This is a genomic window from Bradyrhizobium sp. 22 (assembly GCF_000482425.1).
GTDB lineage: Bacteria > Pseudomonadota > Alphaproteobacteria > Rhizobiales > Xanthobacteraceae > Bradyrhizobium > Bradyrhizobium japonicum_B.
On record NZ_KI519400.1, the window covers coordinates 1,585,862 to 1,602,022 of the forward strand.

At 64.5% G+C, this 16,161-nt stretch carries 18 protein-coding genes; 9 read left to right on the forward strand and 9 right to left on the reverse strand.

Annotation, left to right across the window (positions count from 1 at the left end; all coding sequences use genetic code 11):
• Nucleotide 1 precedes the first annotated feature (1 nt).
• The 4 genes from K410_RS0132870 to K410_RS0132890 all read right to left on the reverse strand — a co-directional run bounded on the left by K410_RS0132870 (nucleotide 2) and on the right by K410_RS0132890 (nucleotide 3,995).
• The gene (locus tag K410_RS0132870) at nucleotides 2-2,173 is read right to left on the reverse strand and encodes a GumC family protein (RefSeq protein WP_028138814.1); all 2,172 of its coding nucleotides are present in this window, start codon (nucleotides 2,171-2,173) and stop codon (nucleotides 2-4) included.
• 215 nt (nucleotides 2,174-2,388) lie between these two features.
• A complete protein-coding gene (locus K410_RS0132880) occupies nucleotides 2,389-3,168 on the reverse strand; it encodes a sulfite exporter TauE/SafE family protein (protein WP_028138815.1) in 780 nt (259 codons plus the stop codon).
• Nucleotides 3,169-3,315: 147 nt separating this feature from the next.
• A complete protein-coding gene (locus K410_RS37590) occupies nucleotides 3,316-3,642 on the reverse strand; it encodes a rhodanese-like domain-containing protein (protein ID WP_049820415.1) in 327 nt (108 codons plus the stop codon).
• 20 nt (nucleotides 3,643-3,662) lie between these two features.
• Nucleotides 3,663-3,995, reverse strand: a complete 333-nt coding sequence (locus K410_RS0132890) for an ArsR/SmtB family transcription factor (protein ID WP_028138816.1) — start codon at nucleotides 3,993-3,995, stop codon at nucleotides 3,663-3,665.
• A gap of 95 nt (nucleotides 3,996-4,090) precedes the next feature.
• On the opposite strand from K410_RS0132890, the gene K410_RS37595 reads away from it, so the two are divergent.
• Nucleotides 4,091-4,975 carry an MBL fold metallo-hydrolase gene (locus K410_RS37595; RefSeq protein WP_049820416.1) on the forward strand — a complete coding sequence of 295 codons (885 nt, stop codon included), beginning with the start codon at nucleotides 4,091-4,093 and terminating at the stop codon, nucleotides 4,973-4,975.
• 39 nt (nucleotides 4,976-5,014) lie between these two features.
• On the opposite strand, the gene K410_RS0132900 is transcribed toward K410_RS37595, so the two are convergent.
• Both K410_RS0132900 and K410_RS0132905 read right to left on the reverse strand, forming a co-directional pair.
• On the reverse strand, nucleotides 5,015-6,298 hold the full coding sequence (locus K410_RS0132900) for an ATP-binding protein (RefSeq protein ID WP_433994220.1): 1,284 nt from the start codon (nucleotides 6,296-6,298) through the stop codon (nucleotides 5,015-5,017).
• Nucleotides 6,299-6,324: 26 nt separating this feature from the next.
• The gene (locus K410_RS0132905; protein ID WP_028138818.1) at nucleotides 6,325-6,987 is read right to left on the reverse strand and encodes a response regulator; all 663 of its coding nucleotides are present in this window, start codon (nucleotides 6,985-6,987) and stop codon (nucleotides 6,325-6,327) included.
• A gap of 145 nt (nucleotides 6,988-7,132) precedes the next feature.
• Here K410_RS0132905 and dsbD point away from each other — a divergent pair, with 145 nt between their 5' ends.
• The 3 genes from dsbD to K410_RS0132920 all read left to right on the forward strand — a co-directional run bounded on the left by dsbD (nucleotide 7,133) and on the right by K410_RS0132920 (nucleotide 10,375).
• Nucleotides 7,133-8,917 carry a protein-disulfide reductase DsbD gene (gene dsbD, locus K410_RS37600; protein WP_196236086.1) on the forward strand — a complete coding sequence of 595 codons (1,785 nt, stop codon included), beginning with the start codon at nucleotides 7,133-7,135 and terminating at the stop codon, nucleotides 8,915-8,917.
• A gap of 40 nt (nucleotides 8,918-8,957) precedes the next feature.
• Entirely contained in the window at nucleotides 8,958-9,593 is a 636-nt protein-coding gene (locus K410_RS0132915; RefSeq protein ID WP_028138819.1) for a DsbA family protein, read from the forward strand.
• An 86-nt stretch (nucleotides 9,594-9,679) separates the two neighbouring features.
• Complete coding sequence (locus tag K410_RS0132920) at nucleotides 9,680-10,375, forward strand: L,D-transpeptidase (protein WP_028138820.1); 696 nt, start codon at nucleotides 9,680-9,682, stop codon at nucleotides 10,373-10,375.
• A 156-nt stretch (nucleotides 10,376-10,531) separates the two neighbouring features.
• Here K410_RS0132920 and K410_RS0132925 read toward each other — a convergent pair whose 3' ends face one another.
• Both K410_RS0132925 and K410_RS0132930 read right to left on the reverse strand, forming a co-directional pair.
• Nucleotides 10,532-11,575, reverse strand: a complete 1,044-nt coding sequence (locus K410_RS0132925) for a zinc-binding dehydrogenase (RefSeq protein WP_028138821.1) — start codon at nucleotides 11,573-11,575, stop codon at nucleotides 10,532-10,534.
• Between the two features lie 13 nt (nucleotides 11,576-11,588).
• Nucleotides 11,589-12,254, reverse strand: coding sequence for a class I SAM-dependent methyltransferase (locus K410_RS0132930; protein WP_028138822.1), 666 nt, complete (start codon nucleotides 12,252-12,254; stop codon nucleotides 11,589-11,591).
• A gap of 231 nt (nucleotides 12,255-12,485) precedes the next feature.
• Between K410_RS0132930 and K410_RS0132935 the strand changes: the two genes are divergently transcribed.
• The 5 genes from K410_RS0132935 (at nucleotide 12,486) to K410_RS0132955 (ending at nucleotide 15,027) form a co-directional block, all read left to right on the forward strand.
• Nucleotides 12,486-12,812, forward strand: a complete 327-nt coding sequence (locus K410_RS0132935; protein WP_028138823.1) for a hypothetical protein — start codon at nucleotides 12,486-12,488, stop codon at nucleotides 12,810-12,812.
• A 297-nt stretch (nucleotides 12,813-13,109) separates the two neighbouring features.
• Nucleotides 13,110-13,574 carry a GreA/GreB family elongation factor gene (locus K410_RS0132940; protein ID WP_245269576.1) on the forward strand — a complete coding sequence of 155 codons (465 nt, stop codon included), beginning with the start codon at nucleotides 13,110-13,112 and terminating at the stop codon, nucleotides 13,572-13,574.
• 10 nt (nucleotides 13,575-13,584) lie between these two features.
• Nucleotides 13,585-14,025, forward strand: a complete 441-nt coding sequence (gene rnk / locus K410_RS0132945; RefSeq protein WP_049820418.1) for a nucleoside diphosphate kinase regulator — start codon at nucleotides 13,585-13,587, stop codon at nucleotides 14,023-14,025.
• A gap of 248 nt (nucleotides 14,026-14,273) precedes the next feature.
• Entirely contained in the window at nucleotides 14,274-14,537 is a 264-nt protein-coding gene (locus tag K410_RS0132950; RefSeq protein ID WP_028138826.1) for a hypothetical protein, read from the forward strand.
• A gap of 124 nt (nucleotides 14,538-14,661) precedes the next feature.
• Nucleotides 14,662-15,027: a BA14K family protein gene (locus K410_RS0132955; protein WP_028138827.1), complete on the forward strand. Its 366-nt coding sequence runs from the start codon at nucleotides 14,662-14,664 to the stop codon at nucleotides 15,025-15,027.
• 101 nt (nucleotides 15,028-15,128) lie between these two features.
• Here K410_RS0132955 and K410_RS0132960 read toward each other — a convergent pair whose 3' ends face one another.
• Complete coding sequence (locus K410_RS0132960; protein ID WP_028138828.1) at nucleotides 15,129-16,154, reverse strand: tripartite tricarboxylate transporter substrate binding protein; 1,026 nt, start codon at nucleotides 16,152-16,154, stop codon at nucleotides 15,129-15,131.
• Nucleotides 16,155-16,161: the final 7 nt, after the last annotated feature.

Sequence of the window (16,161 nt, forward strand, 5' to 3'; positions counted from 1 at the left end):
GTCACACCGCAAGTCCCAATGCGCCGCCCTCGGGGTGCGGCGCCTGCGAGCCGGCAGGCGCATGATTGACGACGAGCCCGGTCGGCACGGCCTCGTACCGCGACAGCGCAGCGGTCACCCGGCGCATCGCCGCCGAACCGAGCTCGCCGGCGCGTGCCACCAGGACGATCAGGTCCGCATGCGCCGCCAGCGCGATGGCATCGGGCTGCAAGGCGAGATTGCCGGCATGGACGATGATCAGATCGAACTCCGAACGAATATCGTCCTCAGGCCGCGCATCGGCCTTGCGGCCGGCGCTCAGAAGTTCGTCGATCGACTGCAATCCCGCCGTGGTCGATCCATCATTCCATTCCGTCACCGGCGGCTGGTGACCTGCGAATTCCCCCTGCAACCGGATCAGGACGCTCATCATGCCGCGCGTCACGGCGGCCCGATTCAGCGAGCGCGCAACGGTGTTGCCGCCGGCGCTCTTGCCGACCGACAACACCAGGGCGACCTTGCAGCCGCGCACCGGCACGCGATCGATCCGCTCGAGCAGCGGCCGCAGATGGGGACCGAGATCGAGCTCGCCCGGAGACGCAATCGGCTTCTGCCAGACGGTGCTGGTCGTGGTCGTGGACGACAGATCGGGGATGCGGGCCCAGACGGGAAGCCGCGGCATCGCGTCCGGCCGGGCCGCGACCGGAGGCTGGGCTTGCGGCGGGGCTTGCGGCTGGAGCCGGGATTGGATCTGCCGCGCCTGCGTCTCCGCGACGGTCGCCTGCACGGGGGCCTCGGTCGGCGCGGACTGATCGGACATGCTGGTCGTCACCGCGACGGCAGCGGTCGACGTCAGCAGCGAGCCGATCGCCAGCGCCGCCAGCAGCAGCGCGAGCGGTGGGCGCGTCGAGCGCAGCGGCGGAATGGCCTCCGAGGCGATCTTGGTCTGCGAGGCCTGCAGCTGACGCTGCTCGTCGGTGGTCTTGAACCGCGACAGGAACTGCTCGTAGATGTTCCGGTTGGCATCGGCGTCGCGTTGCAGCTCCTGCAGCTTCACCAGCGCCTGCCCGTCGACCAGCATCTTGGTCTCGACCTCTTTCAGCTGCTTTTCCAGCGCCTTCTGCTGCTCCAGCTGGGCTTCATATTCGGACTTCGCCGTCTCGATGTTCTTCTTCCGCTCGACCTCGATCTGCCGGTTGATATCGGCGAGCTGGCTGTAGGAGATCGCGAGATCGGGATGGCGGTCGCCAAACACCGCCTTCTTCTGCGCGATCTGGTCATTCAAGGCCGAGCGCTGCGCCCGCAGCATGCTCAGCAGGTCCTGCTTCACCGGCCCTTCGACATTGGCCTTGAGATCGCGTTGCACCTGGTCATAGCGCGCCTTGGCTTCCTCGGTGCGAAGCCGCGCGGCGGAGACCTGCTGATTGAGATCGGTCACCCGCAATTGCTGCGTGGTGGAATCCTTGCCGGCATTGAGGATCTTGTGCTCGAGCCGGAAGGCGGCGACGGCGTCCTCCGACGCGCGCAGGCGCTCGTTCAGCGTCTTCAGCCGGTCCTTGAGCCAGTCGGCGGCCTCGTCCGTGGCCGCGGTGCGGACGCGGCCTTGGCTGGCGACGAACGCCTCGGCGATGGCGTTGGCGTAGGCGGCGGCGCGTTCCGGGCGGTTCGAGGTGAAGGAAATCGCAATGACGTAGGTGAGCCCGCGGCGCGTGATCTCGAGGCGGCTGCGGAATTTTTCGAGCAGGCGCGTCATGTCGGTATGGCCGCCCGCGATGTCGTCGTCGTCGGCGATCTTGAGCTGCTCGATCAGCGGGCGGAGAAAGCCGTCCGATTTGGCGATCTCGATCTGGCTCTGAAGCGCCGCGGCGTCCTGGCCGATGCCCGGCAGGACGTCCTGCTCCGTGGTGATGCGCAGTTCCCGGGGATCGAGCACGACCAGGGCCGTCGCGGCATAGCGGACCGGCAGGATCATGAGAACGATGACGCCGAGGACGAACAGTGCCAGCGCCAGCGTCAGGATGCGTCGGCCGTTCTCGCGCAGGAAAGAGAGTGCTCCGGAGACGGTCAGCGATCCCTTGATCAGCGCCGGCGCGGCGCCGTCGGGCCCCGTGCGCGCAGCCCGTGGCGCTTCCCACGAAGCCGCTGGCTCCGTCGGGGCGATGCTTCGCGGAGATGCGCGGCTACCGAACGCCATGGGGTTGGACTCGAAATCAACTGACTGTCATAGCTCAGAGGCTTGCGACACCGTAAATATCCATGGTTAACCGGCGGTTACGGCCGGCGGCGCGAAGCAGTCAGGAGGCGCGGCTCGGCCATGCCGGCAGCGACGGCGCCCGGAACCGCCGGCGGTGCAGGCCGATTTTGGCGCGCACCGCGCCGAGGCGGCTCTGAAGAATCACCAACGATGGATCAAATCCAGCCCAGGCTACGAAGCAGCATGTAGACAGCGACTGCGAATATGAGCGCCGCAAATACGGCGTCCAACGCACCCTTGCGGCCAGCAAGGGAGGTTGCGGAGCGCGCGCCGAGAAGCCCTCCAACAACGCCGCCGACGATGAACAGCCCCGCGAGAGACCAATCCACAAGGCCGGACAGGGCGTAGTTCGCCGCAGTTGTCAGCCCGAACGCGGTGACCGCCAGGAGCGAGGAGCCAACCGCGTACAAGATCGGCATGCCGGTGGCGGCAATCAGAGCGGGCACGATCAGGAAGCCACCGCCGATCCCGAAGAAGCCGGACAAGGCGCCTGTGGCGAGGCCCAAGCCCACAAGCTTCGGAAGATTTTCCCGATTGAGTCTCACCGACGGCTCCCCCTCGCCGGAACGGCCCCTCAGCATCAGCGCGCCCACGACCATCATGACGATGGCGAACAGAGCGAGAAGATTCTGACCGTCGATGATTTTGCCGAGAGTTGAGCCAAGAAAGGCGCCGGCTATGCCAGCGAGCGCGAACACCGAGGCGCAGCGCCACTTCACGTTGCCGGCGCGGACGTGGTTCGCCAGACTGGCGGCAGCGTTCGCCGCCACCGCGATGGCGCTGGTCCCGATCGCGACATGAGGATCCGCCACACCGACCAGATAGATCAGGAGCGGGACGGCCAAAACCGAGCCGCCGCCTCCGACCAGCCCGAGCGAGAAGCCGACCAGCGAGCCGGAGGCGACGCCAAGCGCGCCTTGGGTCAGGGATAGCATCGTGATCTCCTCTTGCGATCATGCCGCTACGGCACGTGGTCGTCCGGCAATGCCGGGGCGATCACAGCAAGACGGGCCATGCAACGGGAGGCGGCCGCCGCGACGATCGGTCCGGCACCAGGCTGCATGTGGCGTTGAGCCCGCGGCTCAACGCCGCCCGCCTTCAACCGGGAGCCCCGCCTTGCGCCATGCGTCGAGCCCGCCTGCCACGATGAAGGCTTCGCAGCTTCGGTCCAGTTTCGACGCGAGGCGGGACGCATTGATCTGGGTACGGGCGCCGCTCTTGCAGTGGAAAATGACCTGCTTGCCCTGATGCGCCGCAAGGTCGGCCTGATCGAGCTTCGACAGAGGCAAGTTTCGAGCGCCCACGATCCGTTCGCGGGCGTGTTCATCCGCTTCACGGATGTCGATGAGGATGGCGCCCTTCTCGACGAGATTGCGCGCTTGTGCGGGATTGATCGTGGGTAGCGACATTCCTGGCTCCTTCTGTTGGCTTATCGGCGTTTCGCTCTGACAGGCGCGCAAAACAGCCTATAGAGTGTGGCGAAGAGCTGCTCGATGCGCGGATCGGCGATGCGATACCAGAGCGTTTGGCTCTCCCTTCGGAACGCGACGAGCCCCTCCTCGCGCATTTTCGCAAGGTGCTGAGACAGGGCCGATTGCGACAGGCCGACGGCTTCAGCGAGGGAACTGACGTTGTCCTCGCCGAATTCAACCAGTCTGCACAGAATCATCAACCGGCGCTCATTGGCGAGCGCCCGCAAGATACCGGCGACCTCGACGGCCTGTTTCTCGAAGGTTTCCGGATCAAACGTTGGGGACGCCATCGGCCCGCCTCTCTTATTTTAGATATTGCTTATTTAGAATCTGCTAATATATCCGTCAAGACCCAACCGGACGCTGACATCAGGAGGTTCCAGACATGTCACGACCCATCATCCAATCTTTCTTCGACGAGCCGACCAACACGGTGAGCTACCTGGTCGCCGATCCCGCAACCAAAAAGGCCGCCGTCATCGACCCGGTACTCGACTACGACCACAGCTCGGGCGAGGCGGATACGCGGTCCGTCGAGGCGATGCTGAAGGCCGCCGAAAATGCCGGCAACACCATCGAATGGGTGCTGGAGACGCACGCGCACGCCGACCATCTCTCAGGCGCGCCGTTCATCAAGGCGAAGACCGGCGCGAAGATCGGCATCGGGGAGCACATCAAGGACGTCCAACGCATCTTCCGGCCGATCTTCAACGCCACCGACCTAAAGACCGACGGCAGCGACTTCGATCATCTGTTCCGCGACGGCGAGCGCTTCAAGATCGGCGAGCTCGACGCCGAGGTGCTCTATACGCCGGGACACACCCCGGCGGACATCGCCTACAAGATCGAGGACGCCGTGTTCGTCGGCGACACGCTGTTCATGCCGGACTACGGCACCGCGCGCGCCGACTTCCCCGGCGGCGATGCTCACAAGCTTTACCGTTCGATCAAGCGGCTGCTGGCGCTGTCGCCGGAAACACGGCTGTTCATGTGTCACGACTACAAGGCGCCCGGCCGTGATGCGTTTGCGTGGGAGACCACGGTACGCGAGCAGCGCGAGAACAACGTCCACGTCAAAGACGGTGTATCGGAAGACGAATTCGTGGCGATGCGTCAGGCGCGCGACACAAAACTGTCGGCACCGAAACTGCTGCTACCTTCCATTCAGGTCAACATCCGCGCCGGCAAATTCCCGCCGGCCGAAGCCAACGGGGTGCGCTATCTCACCATCCCCGTGAAACTCAAGGGCGGCGCGCAGACCTGCGTGTAGGCCCCAGACGATGGTTCATGCCGCGGCGCCGGTCGCTGATCAGACGTCGAACGTCAGCTCCGACCGAGTGCCGCTGCGCCCTTCGCGGTTCGATATGGTGAGTTTCGCTCCCACCTTGGCGAGCGCGAGCTTGACGATGGCAAGGCCCAGCCCACTTCCGATCGGGCTCCTCAGCCTACCCCGGAAGAAGCGCTTTCCGATTTGATCGAGTTCGTCGGCGGGGATCCCCGGCCCTTCGTCCTCGATGGCGATTGCATTGCCCCGGGCCATCCAGACGACCCGTCCCTCGCTCGTGTACTGCATCGCGTTTTCGTGCAGGTTCCGCAGCGCGAGCTGGAGGCAGTCGGCGTTCGTATTCAGCACCATGGCCCGGACGCTGGCGTCGATCGTCACCGTCGTCCGTTCGTGCCTGGGAGTGGCGGCGACGATCTCCTCGAGAAGCGGACCGACCGCGACCGGCGCCAAGGGTGCATCGACCGTTTCGGAGTCCAGCCTTGCGATCGTCAGCAGTTGGCGCACCAGGCGCGAGCTCCTGTCGACGGCTGTCACGATCTGTTCGAGCGCCCCGCGCACGACCTTCGGGTCGTCGGCGGCCAAGGCCACCTGGGCCTGCGTCTTCAGGCCTGCCAGCGGCGTGCGCAGTTCGTGCGCCGCGAAGGCGGTCACTTCGCGTTCATGCCGACGCGCGGCTTCCACTCTACTGAGAAGCCCGTTCAGGGCGACCGCGAGCGGCCTGACCTCGGTCGGAGCACGTTCGGTTTCGACGTGCCGCATGTCGTCCGGCTCGCGCGCGCCGAGGTCCTGGGCCATCTGCCGCAAGGGACGAAGACCCTGCCCCACGCTCGTCCAGATCGCAGCGCCGAGCAGCGGCGCGATCAGCAGCGCCGGCCACATCAGCCCCTTGATCAGGTCGGTCACCAGCCGCTCCCGCAGCCCAACACGGTCCCCCACCATCACGCGCAGATTGTGATCGGCGTCCTCGACCGAGAACACGCGCCAGGGTTCGCCGTCGATGATCCGGTCCGAGAATCCTGAGGCGGCGGGTGAGAGCTGCTGATCGGGTGCGCCGCTCGATTTCGCGACCATACGGCCATCGAGAGACCAGATCTGGCATGACAGTTGACGTTCGTAACTGCCGAGGGGCTGCAGCGCGGCGGATGTCGAGGCCCCGGGGAGAGCATCGAAGCCGGATGCCAGAGAGGCCACCATGCGCGCGGCCTCCTGCAGGCGCGTGTCGAGAACATGCTCCACTTCGTCCCTGGTGCCGACGTAGATCCAGACGACCGCCGCCAACCAGACGATCCCGCTCGCTGCGAGCAGCATCGCGAACAATCTCAGTCTCAGGGACCTCATCGGCCCGTCCCCATCCGATAGCCTACGCCGCGCAGCGTCTGGATCGCGTCTTTGCCGATCTTGTTGCGGAGATTATGGATGTGAACCTCGACCGCGTTGCTTTCGACGTCCTCTTGCCATCCGTAGAGGCGCTCCTCAAGTTCGGCGCGCGAACGGACCTGCTCCGGACGCTCCATGAGCGCCGCCAGGATCGCGAACTCGCGACGCGACAGGTTGATCGGCTCACCCGCGACGGTCACGGAAAGATCAGCAGGCGAGAGCACAATGGCGCCGTGGGTCATGGCCGGAGCCGCACGACCGCCTTCCCGGCGGACAATGGCGCGCAGGCGCGCTGCCAGTTCATCGAGATCGAATGGTTTCGCCAGATAGTCGTCGGCCCCCGAATCCAGTCCCGAAACCTTGTCGCCGACGCTGTCACGCGCGGTCAGGAGCAGGACGGGCGTTGCGTCCCGCCGACCCCGGAGCCTGCGCAGCAGATCCAGACCGCTTCCATCCGGCAGCATGATGTCGAGCACGACCGCGGAGTAGTGCGACGCCGCAAGCGCGTGGTCGGCGTCCTCGCAAGTTTCGACCGTGTCGACCGTCGCACCCGTCAATGACAGACCCGCCCGCAGACCGTCGGCCAGGATCGGATCGTCTTCGACCACAAGTATGCGCATCAGTACCTCCGAGGTTCCTCTCGGTCGCCAGCCTTAAGGCTGGCTTAAGGTAGCTCATCCAAGCCGCGGCATCCGCTCACAAAACGCAGGGCCGCCGCCGAACATGCCGGGCTTTCAGCGACTATCGATCTTATTGTTCGCTCTCATGTTACCGCTCGCGCAGGCGGGGGCGGGAGCGCCGCCTCCCGCCGACACGGCCTTCCAATTGAAGGTTTCGCGCGACGACGCGGGGCTATGGCTCACTTGGGCGATAGGGCCGGGCAGCTATCTCTACCGCGCAATGATCGTCGCCAAGAACGCGATGCCCCCCGCAACCCCTGTCGCGATCCAAACTCCCCAGGGAGAACCGAAGGACGATCCCGATTTCGGGCCGCAGGAGATCTATCGGAATTCCGCAAAAGCCCAGATCCCATCTGCCGACCTGCGAGGGCTGCGCGAGATCGCAGTGACTTATCAGGGCTGTGCGGAACAATACCAAATCTGCTATCCGCCCGTCGCCAAGACGATCGACCTGCAGACGCTGGCAATCAAGGATCGAAACGAAAACGGCGCGGCCTCATCCGGATCCTCGTCAGAATTCGTGGACGCGCCGGACGTCGCGGGCGCCCCGGACGATAGCCTTTCGACGAACGCCACGCCAAACCCTGACCGGGACATCTCCTCCTGGGTGACGCTCGGCGGCATGTTGGTCTCGTTCTTTGGGTTCGGCGTTCTGTTGTCGTTCTCACCCTGCACCTTCCCGCTGGTGCCGATCTTCTTTGGCCTGATGGCGAGGTCGCAGGACCATCTTTCGTTCGGTCGCGGTCTCATTCTCGCGGCAGCGTTCGTCGGCGCGTCGGCCTCGGCCTATGCGGCACTCGGCGCGTTCGCGGCCTGGTCCGGGTCCGGAGAGAACCTGCAGATCCTGCTGCAGACGCCGATCGCGCTCGGCGCAATGAGCGCCGTTCTCGTCGTCCTCTCGCTATCCATGTTCGGCCTGTTCGAGATCCAGCTGCCGGCCTCCTTCGTCGAGCGGATATCGGGCGCGGCCTCCGAAGGAAGTCGCGGGCCGTTGGCCGCCGCCGCCGTTCTCGGATTCGGATCGGCGCTGATCGCCGGCCCCTGCGTGACACCTCCGCTTGCCACCGCTCTGCTGTACGTCGCGCGGACCGGCGATGTCGTGCGTGGCATGACTGCCCTTTTCGTGTTCGGCGTCGGCATGGGAATGCCGCTTCTGGTCTTCGGAGCGCTTGGACCACGCTTCCTGCCGAAGCCAGGTCGCTGGCTCGTCCGCGTCAGGCATGCCTTCGGGTTCATCCTGCTGGCCGTGGCGATCTCGATCTTCTCCCGCGTTGTGTCGCACCAGACCACGCTGCAACTCTGGGGCGGGCTCGCGACCGGCGTCTCCGTCTATTTCGGAACCCAATTCCTGATGGTGCAAGGCCGATGGCGCTTTGCTTCCGTGGGCCTGGCGAGCATCGCGCTCCTGATCGGTTCGGTCCTCATGATCGGATCGGCAGGCGACGACAGCCTCGACGCGACCCGCATTCTCAATCGGTTCGTGCCTCGCGAGACCGCATCCGAAGCACCAGTCCGAACTATTCGATCGGTCGCCGCGCTGCACGACGAACTCGCCGCGGCCCGCACGGACGGAAAGCCCCTGTTGCTCGACTTCTCCGCCGAGTGGTGTGTCGAATGCAGGGCCATGGATGCCGTCCTGCGCACGCGTGAAGTACGTGCGCGGCTGCAAGATTTCAGAATGGTTCGTGCTGACGTAACCGTCGTCAACGAGGCGAGCCGAGCCCTTATGAAGCGCTTCGACATCGTCGGGCCGCCGACGATCCTGCTGTTCGGCACGCATGGAAATATCGATCCCGCGGTCAAGATCATCGGTGCCGTCGATGCCGACGCCCTGCTCGGAAAACTGACGGCGGCCACCTCGGCCGATTGACCTCAACTCCCGGAACAAGGAAGACAACATGCTGCAGCATATCTCCAGACGCACGCTCGCCCAGATGATCGCCGTCGCGGGCATCCGCTACATGGTCGGCCCCGCGCTCGCCGACGACGCTCCCACCGAGGCGGACATATCGCGCGAAGCTATTCTCTACGATCCGGCCGCGCCGACCGCGGGCAATCCGAAGGGTGATCTGACGATCGTGGTCTTCTTCGATTACAACTGTCCCTTCTGCAAACAGGCGGAGCCCGAACTCGAGCGGCTGGTGAAGACCGACGGCAAGATTCGCCTCGTCTACAAGGATTGGCCGATCCTCACGCCGGATTCCATCAAGGGTGCGCAGTGGGCGCTGGCCGCGAAGTATCAGAACCGCTACGACGCCGCGCATCTCGCGATGATGGGAATTCCCGGGCCGAAGATACCCGCCGAGCGGATGCGGGAAGCGATCGCGAAGTCCGGGGTCGACATGGATCGTCTGGATGCAGATCTGCAGGCCCACGGCGACGACATCACCAAGCTCCTGCGGCGCAACCTGGCCCAAGCCGACTCGCTCGGGCTGATGGGCACGCCCGCCTACATCGTCGGTCAGTACCGCGTGACGCAGGCCCTGACCTACGAAGGTTTCAAACGCGTCGCCGCCGACGCGCGCGCCCGCGCAGCAGAGAAGTGAGCAACGGAGCCGCTCTTAAGCCTGGCTTAAGCTGTGGATCGAGACTGACCCCACGCGCGCCGACCGACCGTACCGAGGGAATCAACATGACGCTTCGAAAGCAATGGGCCGTCTGTGCCGCGGCACTGCTTCTGCCGGCGGCGCTGGCGGGCTGCGTTTCCGACTCGGGCATCATGCCCAAGGCGGCGGCCGCCGCTTATGCCCCGACGTCCGAGCCAAGATATGGCGCGATCTCAGACGGCGCCTACACCATTGCGGCTGTTCCCGCGGGCGACCTGAAGGCCCGCTACATGCGTCAACTCGTCGACGATCCGACCGGACAGCCGGCCGGGACCGTTGTCGTGGATCCGAAGAACCGCTTCCTCTATCTGGTGCAGGAAGGCGGCAAGGCCCTGCGCTACGGCGTAGGCGTCGGCAGGGCCGGCATGGCCTGGTCGGGCACCGCCAATGTCGCGATGAAGCGCGAATGGCCGCGTTGGACGCCCACGAAGGACATGATCGCCCGCGAGCCGGAGAGGTACGTCAAGTGGGCCCGAGGCATGGAGGGCGGTGCGCAGAATCCGCTCGGCGCGCGTGCTCTTTACTTGTTCAAGGACGGCAAGGACACTCTGTACAGGATTCACGGCACCAACGAGCCATGGTCGATCGGCCAAGCGATGTCGTCCGGGTGCATTCGCATGATGAACCAGGACGTCATCGACCTGTACCGCCGCGTGCCCGCCGGAGCCAAGGTCGTGGTGCTCCCAGCGAGCGGCGTGGAGACCGCCGCGTCCGACGAATGATTGTCAAACGCGAGTGGAGGGCCTCCGAGCCTGCGGGATGCGTTACAGGTGAGGGAGTAAAGGAGCGATCCAACCTCTCGCTATGGGAGAGGTGAAGACCGGGCGCGCATCGATTCAGACGCCTGCCGTTGAAGCCATGCGCCCCCGCCGCCGCGTTCAGCTGATGTTCAGCAGGATTCGTCCCGACGTGCCGCTGCGCATCAGGTCCAGCGCGTCGTTGACGTCGTCGAGTGCGAACTGGTGGGTCACGATGCCGCGGTAGTTCACCTTGCCGGCGTCGCTGAGGCGAACGAGGCGCGGGATATCGCGCGCCGGCTGGCATTGCCCGCCTTCCGAGCCCTTCAGCACCTTCTCGAAGTGGAGCGGCAGCGTGTAGATCTCGGCCTTCTCGCGCGGCACGCCGACCAGGATGCAGCGGCCCTTCTTCGCTGTGATCTCGTAGGCGAGCTCGATCAGGTTCTTGACGCCGGTGGTCTCGACCACCTTGTCGGGTCCCTCAGTGCCGGTGATCGACCGGATTTCGGCGGCGACATCCTTGACCGCCTCGGAGTTGATGGTGTGGGTGGCGCCGAACTGCTTCGCCATTTCGAGCTTGTTGTCGAGGCGGTCGATCGCAATGACGGGATAGGCGCCGACCATCGCGGCAAATTGCACGATGTTCAATCCGACGCCGCCGACGCCGAACACCACCACGGCTTCGCCGATGGCGATCTGGGCATCGTTGTTGACGACGCCGAGCGCGGTCGTCACGGCGCAGCCGAGCAGCGGCGCGCTGGTGCGGTCGATCGTATCAGGAACCGGCGTGACGCGATTCTCCGACACCACGGCATATTCGTTGAAGGTGGTGACCCAGCCGGCATTGAGGCGCTTGCCGCGCCAGGAATAGACCGGTGTGTTGGACTGGACGCCCTTGCCCGGCCGCCAATGCATGACGACGGTGTCGCCCTGCTTGCAGGAGACCACGCCCGGTCCGGTCTCGACGATCGTCGCCAGTGCCTCGTGCCCCAACAGGTGCGGCAGGAACTTGTCGACGCCCTTGACCGCGTCGATCTCGTTGATCTGCGCGCCGCAGATGCTGGACGTATGCACGTGCGCGAGCACCTGGCCGTGTTCGAGCCTGTCCGGCAAGCTGAACTCGTCGACGATCAGCGGCTTGCCCGATTCGACGAGGATGGCCGCCTTGGCGGTCTTGATGTCCATGAGGAGCGCCCGATCACTCGAAATAGATGAATTCGTAGTCGCCGGTGTAACCGAGCTTGCCGTACAGCCAGATCCATTCCGAGGTGTGCAGGATGGACTCCGCCGTCAGCGCCCAGCATTCGAGGTTGTGCAGTTCGGCGACCGTCCGGTAGCCCTCGACCATGACGTATTTGTTCTTGCCGACCCGCTCGATCTCCTTGAGCGCCGCCTCGAGCTCGTAGAGCCGCAGATTGTGCAGGGTGCCGAGCGAGATGACGAGGTCGAAACTGTCGTCGCCATAGGGATAGATGTCCTGGGCGCGATAGTTGAAGAGGTAGGGCTTCACCTGCTCGTGCGCATTGGCCAGACCGTGCTTGGAGATATCGAAGCCGACGACCTTCAAGCCCGGCAGGATCTTCTGCATCTCGTAGAGCAGGAAGCCCTTGCCGCAGCCGACGTCGAGAACGCTGGATCCGTCCTTCAGACCATAGGTCTCGATCAGCGCCTTGGCGACCGGCGCCCAGCGCCCCTCGATGAAGCGGTATCCGCCGTAGCCGAAGCGGCGGTCGCCGTCCCAATAGTCGGCCTCGTATTCCCGCGCCTTCAGCGAGCAGCCGATCTTGTCGTCGTTCATGCGGGCCATGTAGTCGCGCTTGGTCGCCGTATGCAGTGGCGTCACGATATTCAGGAGTCGTCCCATTGAGTCCTCTGATCCAGGCGCGTTGCGATTGTCGCGACTGGCCGGAAAGGCTCGGATCGCAACTGCGAATCGCTTTAGCATCTGGCGACGCGATCATCATTGCTTCAGATCAATGACGTGGACTCCGGCGCCGCGCCGCCGGCGTCCGGCATCGGTTTCTGCCGCCGGCGGCGACACGAAGCCGCGTGGAACAGAATGCGGGGCGCGGCGTTCGCTGCAAGGGAGCCCGTCATGCCGACCAAGCCGACCATCGCCCGCATCTGGCGCGGCCGTACCCGCGGCGATCTCGCCGACGCCTACCAGGCCTACCTGCAGGCCGAGGGCATACCGCCGCTGCTCGAGACCGCGCTCGGCGTGCAGCAATTGCGCGAGGACCGCGACGAGGAGACCTGGTTCACGACCATTTCCTATTGGGCTGACATCGCAGCCATGACGGCTTTCACCAAGGGCGAGCCCAGCAAGGTCCATCATCTCGCGCGCGACGCGGAGTTCCTGATCGAGCTGCCGCAGCGCATCGAGATCCACCGCATCCTGATCGACCAACAAGGGCTACGGTAAAAAAGACTGCGCTACGGAATCTGAAGCTCACATCGCCGCCACATTGCCGCTTGGTGACGAGATCCGATCGCTCGCGGCTGTGCGGTTTCGCCGCAATGTCTCCGGCGGAATGAGTGATTATATCTGGCATGTCATGGCATATGTCGTCGACATAGACGCGCGCACCGCGCGCTTCGGTCTTCACGCCGGGCGCCTCCAAGCAGGCGGTTAGCCGGACGGTGCTTGCGCCGTCCGGGCTCTTTTCCAGCTTTCGTGACCTCTCCCTCCGAGGTCGTATTGAAGCAGAAGGAGTGTGCCGTGCTGCCTCTTCCAAAAATCGCGCTCACCGCATCGGACTATCCTCGTCTCGAACAGCTTGCCCGCCGCGCCGCCGAACGAGGTGATCTGGACGGGATCTTCCTTCTGGGCGAGATCAACCGCGCCGACATCGTGCCGGACGAGATGAACGATCTCGATTCCCGCGTGACTGTCGGATCATGGGTCACTTTTTGCACCAATTGGGGCGTTTCACGCCGCACCGTGCAATTGGTCTGGCCCGAGGAGTGCTGGTCGGATCCCGCCCGCATCTCGATCCTGTCACCTCTGGGAGCCGCTTTGATCGGCCTGCAGGTCGGCGATCACATGCCCTACCTCGTCGGGGGATGCCTGAACGTCGTCAGGGTTCAGAGCGTCACGCGATCAAACCCGAACGTGGTCAAGCTGTTTCCGGCGAGCCGGCGTAGCAGGCCAATCGACGACGATCCCGGACCCACTGCAGCCTAGGAGACATCAAATGCACAATTTCGAAGCCGAGATTCGGCGAGACCAGCCCGCGTTGCCGCCGATCAGGATCGCAGAGGACGATTCGCGGCGTTTGAGCTCGCTGGCGAATTCGACCATGGATCTGTTTCCCGATGTCGCCCAGTTTCTGGCTCGGGAGCTGGACCGCGCGACAGTCGCGGAAGATAACGACTTGCGCGGCGTGGTCAGGATGGGCTCCAAAGTGACGTATCGCGATGACAAGGGTGCGAGCCGCGAGATCGTGCTGGTCTATCCGCACGAGGCCAACATCGCGCTCAGCCGGATCTCGATCCTAACTCCCGTCGGGGCGGCCTTGATCGGGCTCTCGGTGGGACAACGCATCGCGTTCGAGACGCCAGACAAGCGCGTCAGAGCACTGACCGTTCTGGCTGTCTCCGAATCAGAGATGATCGACAGACCCGACCGAGCATGACTCACTCGCAATAGCGGGCGCGCCGCTCCGGATGCGCCCCTTTGCGAGGGGAACCTGCCGCACGGATCTGACCGACGATCTGGAAGTTGCTCCTCGAAGTTGCTGCAGCACAACGAAGCCGCTTCCGAGCCTCGGTACCATGTCCCGGCAGGCGAACTCACGGGAGTGGCGAGGAAGTCGGCATCGTCACGGAACACCTCGTCGCCCCCTGCAATTGACTCTCGTCAGGCACGGGAACGGAAACAGCCATGAAGAATATCAGTGCCGGTCAGATTGCCCTGTTGGTTACGCTCGGAGCCATGCTGATCCTCACGGGCGTCTGGGGATTTTCGGTCTGGGAATCCAGCAGCGGCGTCGAGATGGGCAAACACGGTTGGATCGCGCTTGGCCTCGGAGCTTTCTTCTCACTGCTGATCGGCTGCGGGCTGATGGCGCTGATGTTCTTCAGCAGCCGGAGCGGTCACGATGATGTCGCCGATCCCTTCCGCCGGCGGAACGGCGAGGACAGCTAACTGCATCGCATGCATTCTTACCAACAGTTCATCTTCTGCGACGCTCTGACGCTCGCCCGGCATGAGAGGAACGGAGCGGGCATGCGGCCGTTGCTCCGGCATCCTCGACAACATGGAGTCCGACATGACAATGCGTAAGACTTTCCTCGTCCTTGCGGCCGCTGGAGCGATGCTCTCGACGGCGGCATCACCGGGGCTGGCGGCGCCTTTGCCGATCGCAAATCCCGGTGCTGACTCAGGCGTGCAGCAGGTGCAGTACCGGCATTGGCACGGACATGGGCATGGCTATTACGGGCATCATCGCCGCCACTACGGCGGCGGCGCAGCCGTGCTTGGCGGCCTCGCGGCCGGTGCAATCATCGGCGGCGCAATCGCCAGCAGCCAGGCTCAAGCCAACGCCACGTCATACTGTGCGCAGCGCTATCGCTCCTACGATCCCGGCTCAGGAACTTATCTGGGTTACGACGGTCTGCGTCACCCCTGCCCGTGACGCGCGCATGAGCCTACGGCAGCCTCCTCGCTCTGAGAGAGGCTGCCGACATTCGGCAAGGGCTTGCAATCCATTACAAGGCGAAACAAGCAGCCCGCCGTCTATTGCACCTCGACGTTCGCGTCCTTGATCAGCCTGCGCCAGCGTTCCTCCTCCTGGGCGACATAGCGATCGAGCTGTTCCGGGGCGCTGCCGACCATGATGAGGCCTTCGTTCGCCTCCAGCTTCTTGAAGGCACCGGACTGAACCGCCTTTGCGATGGCTTGATTGAGACGCGCTATCACCGGAGTAGGCGTCCTGGCCGGCGCATACAATCCGTACCAGGATTCGGCAGCGTAGCCGGGCACCCCGGCCTCGGCGACGGTGGGCAATTGCGGAAACGCCGCTGACCGCTCGGCGGATGTGACGGCCAGCGCCCGGAGTTGACCTGCAGCCACCAGCGAGGCCGCACTTGCCACCGTGGTGAACATCACGTCGATCTGCCCACCCAGGAGGTCGCTGATCGCCGGCGCCGCGCCCTTGTAGGGCACCGCCGTCATCTTGACCTTCGCCATCGCATTGAACAGCTCGCCGGCGAGATGCGCCGAGGTGCCGGTGCCGAAGGTTCCGAAATTGAGCTTGCCCGGATTGGCCTTGGCCTCCGTGATCAATTCCGAGATCGAGTTGATCTTGGATGCCGGGTTGACCACGACGATGTTGAAGGAGCGCGCGATCAAGGAGATCGCTGCGAAATCCTTGTGCGGATCGAACGGCAGCTTGTTGTAGAGACTCGGATTGACCGCGTGGGCGAAAGTCGCCATCAGCAGCGAGTAGCCGTCAGGCTCGCTGCTCGCCACCGTCTGGGTTCCGATAATGGTGCCGGCGCCCGGCTTGTTCTCGATGATGACAGACTTGCCGAGATCCCCCTGGATCTCCTGCGCTGTGGTTCGCGCGATGATGTCGGTGCCGCCGCCGGCTGCAAAGGGCACCACGATCTTGACGATCTTGTCGGGATAGTCCGCGCGCGCCGGCGTTAGTCCGAGCCCGGCGAGGATCGCACAGGCGAGAATGGCGAGACCTCGCCAGTGCCGCACGGCAGGAGCCCTCCCACCAGCTTCGTCGTGCTTGATGATATCGCCAATGGCCATCTGGAGA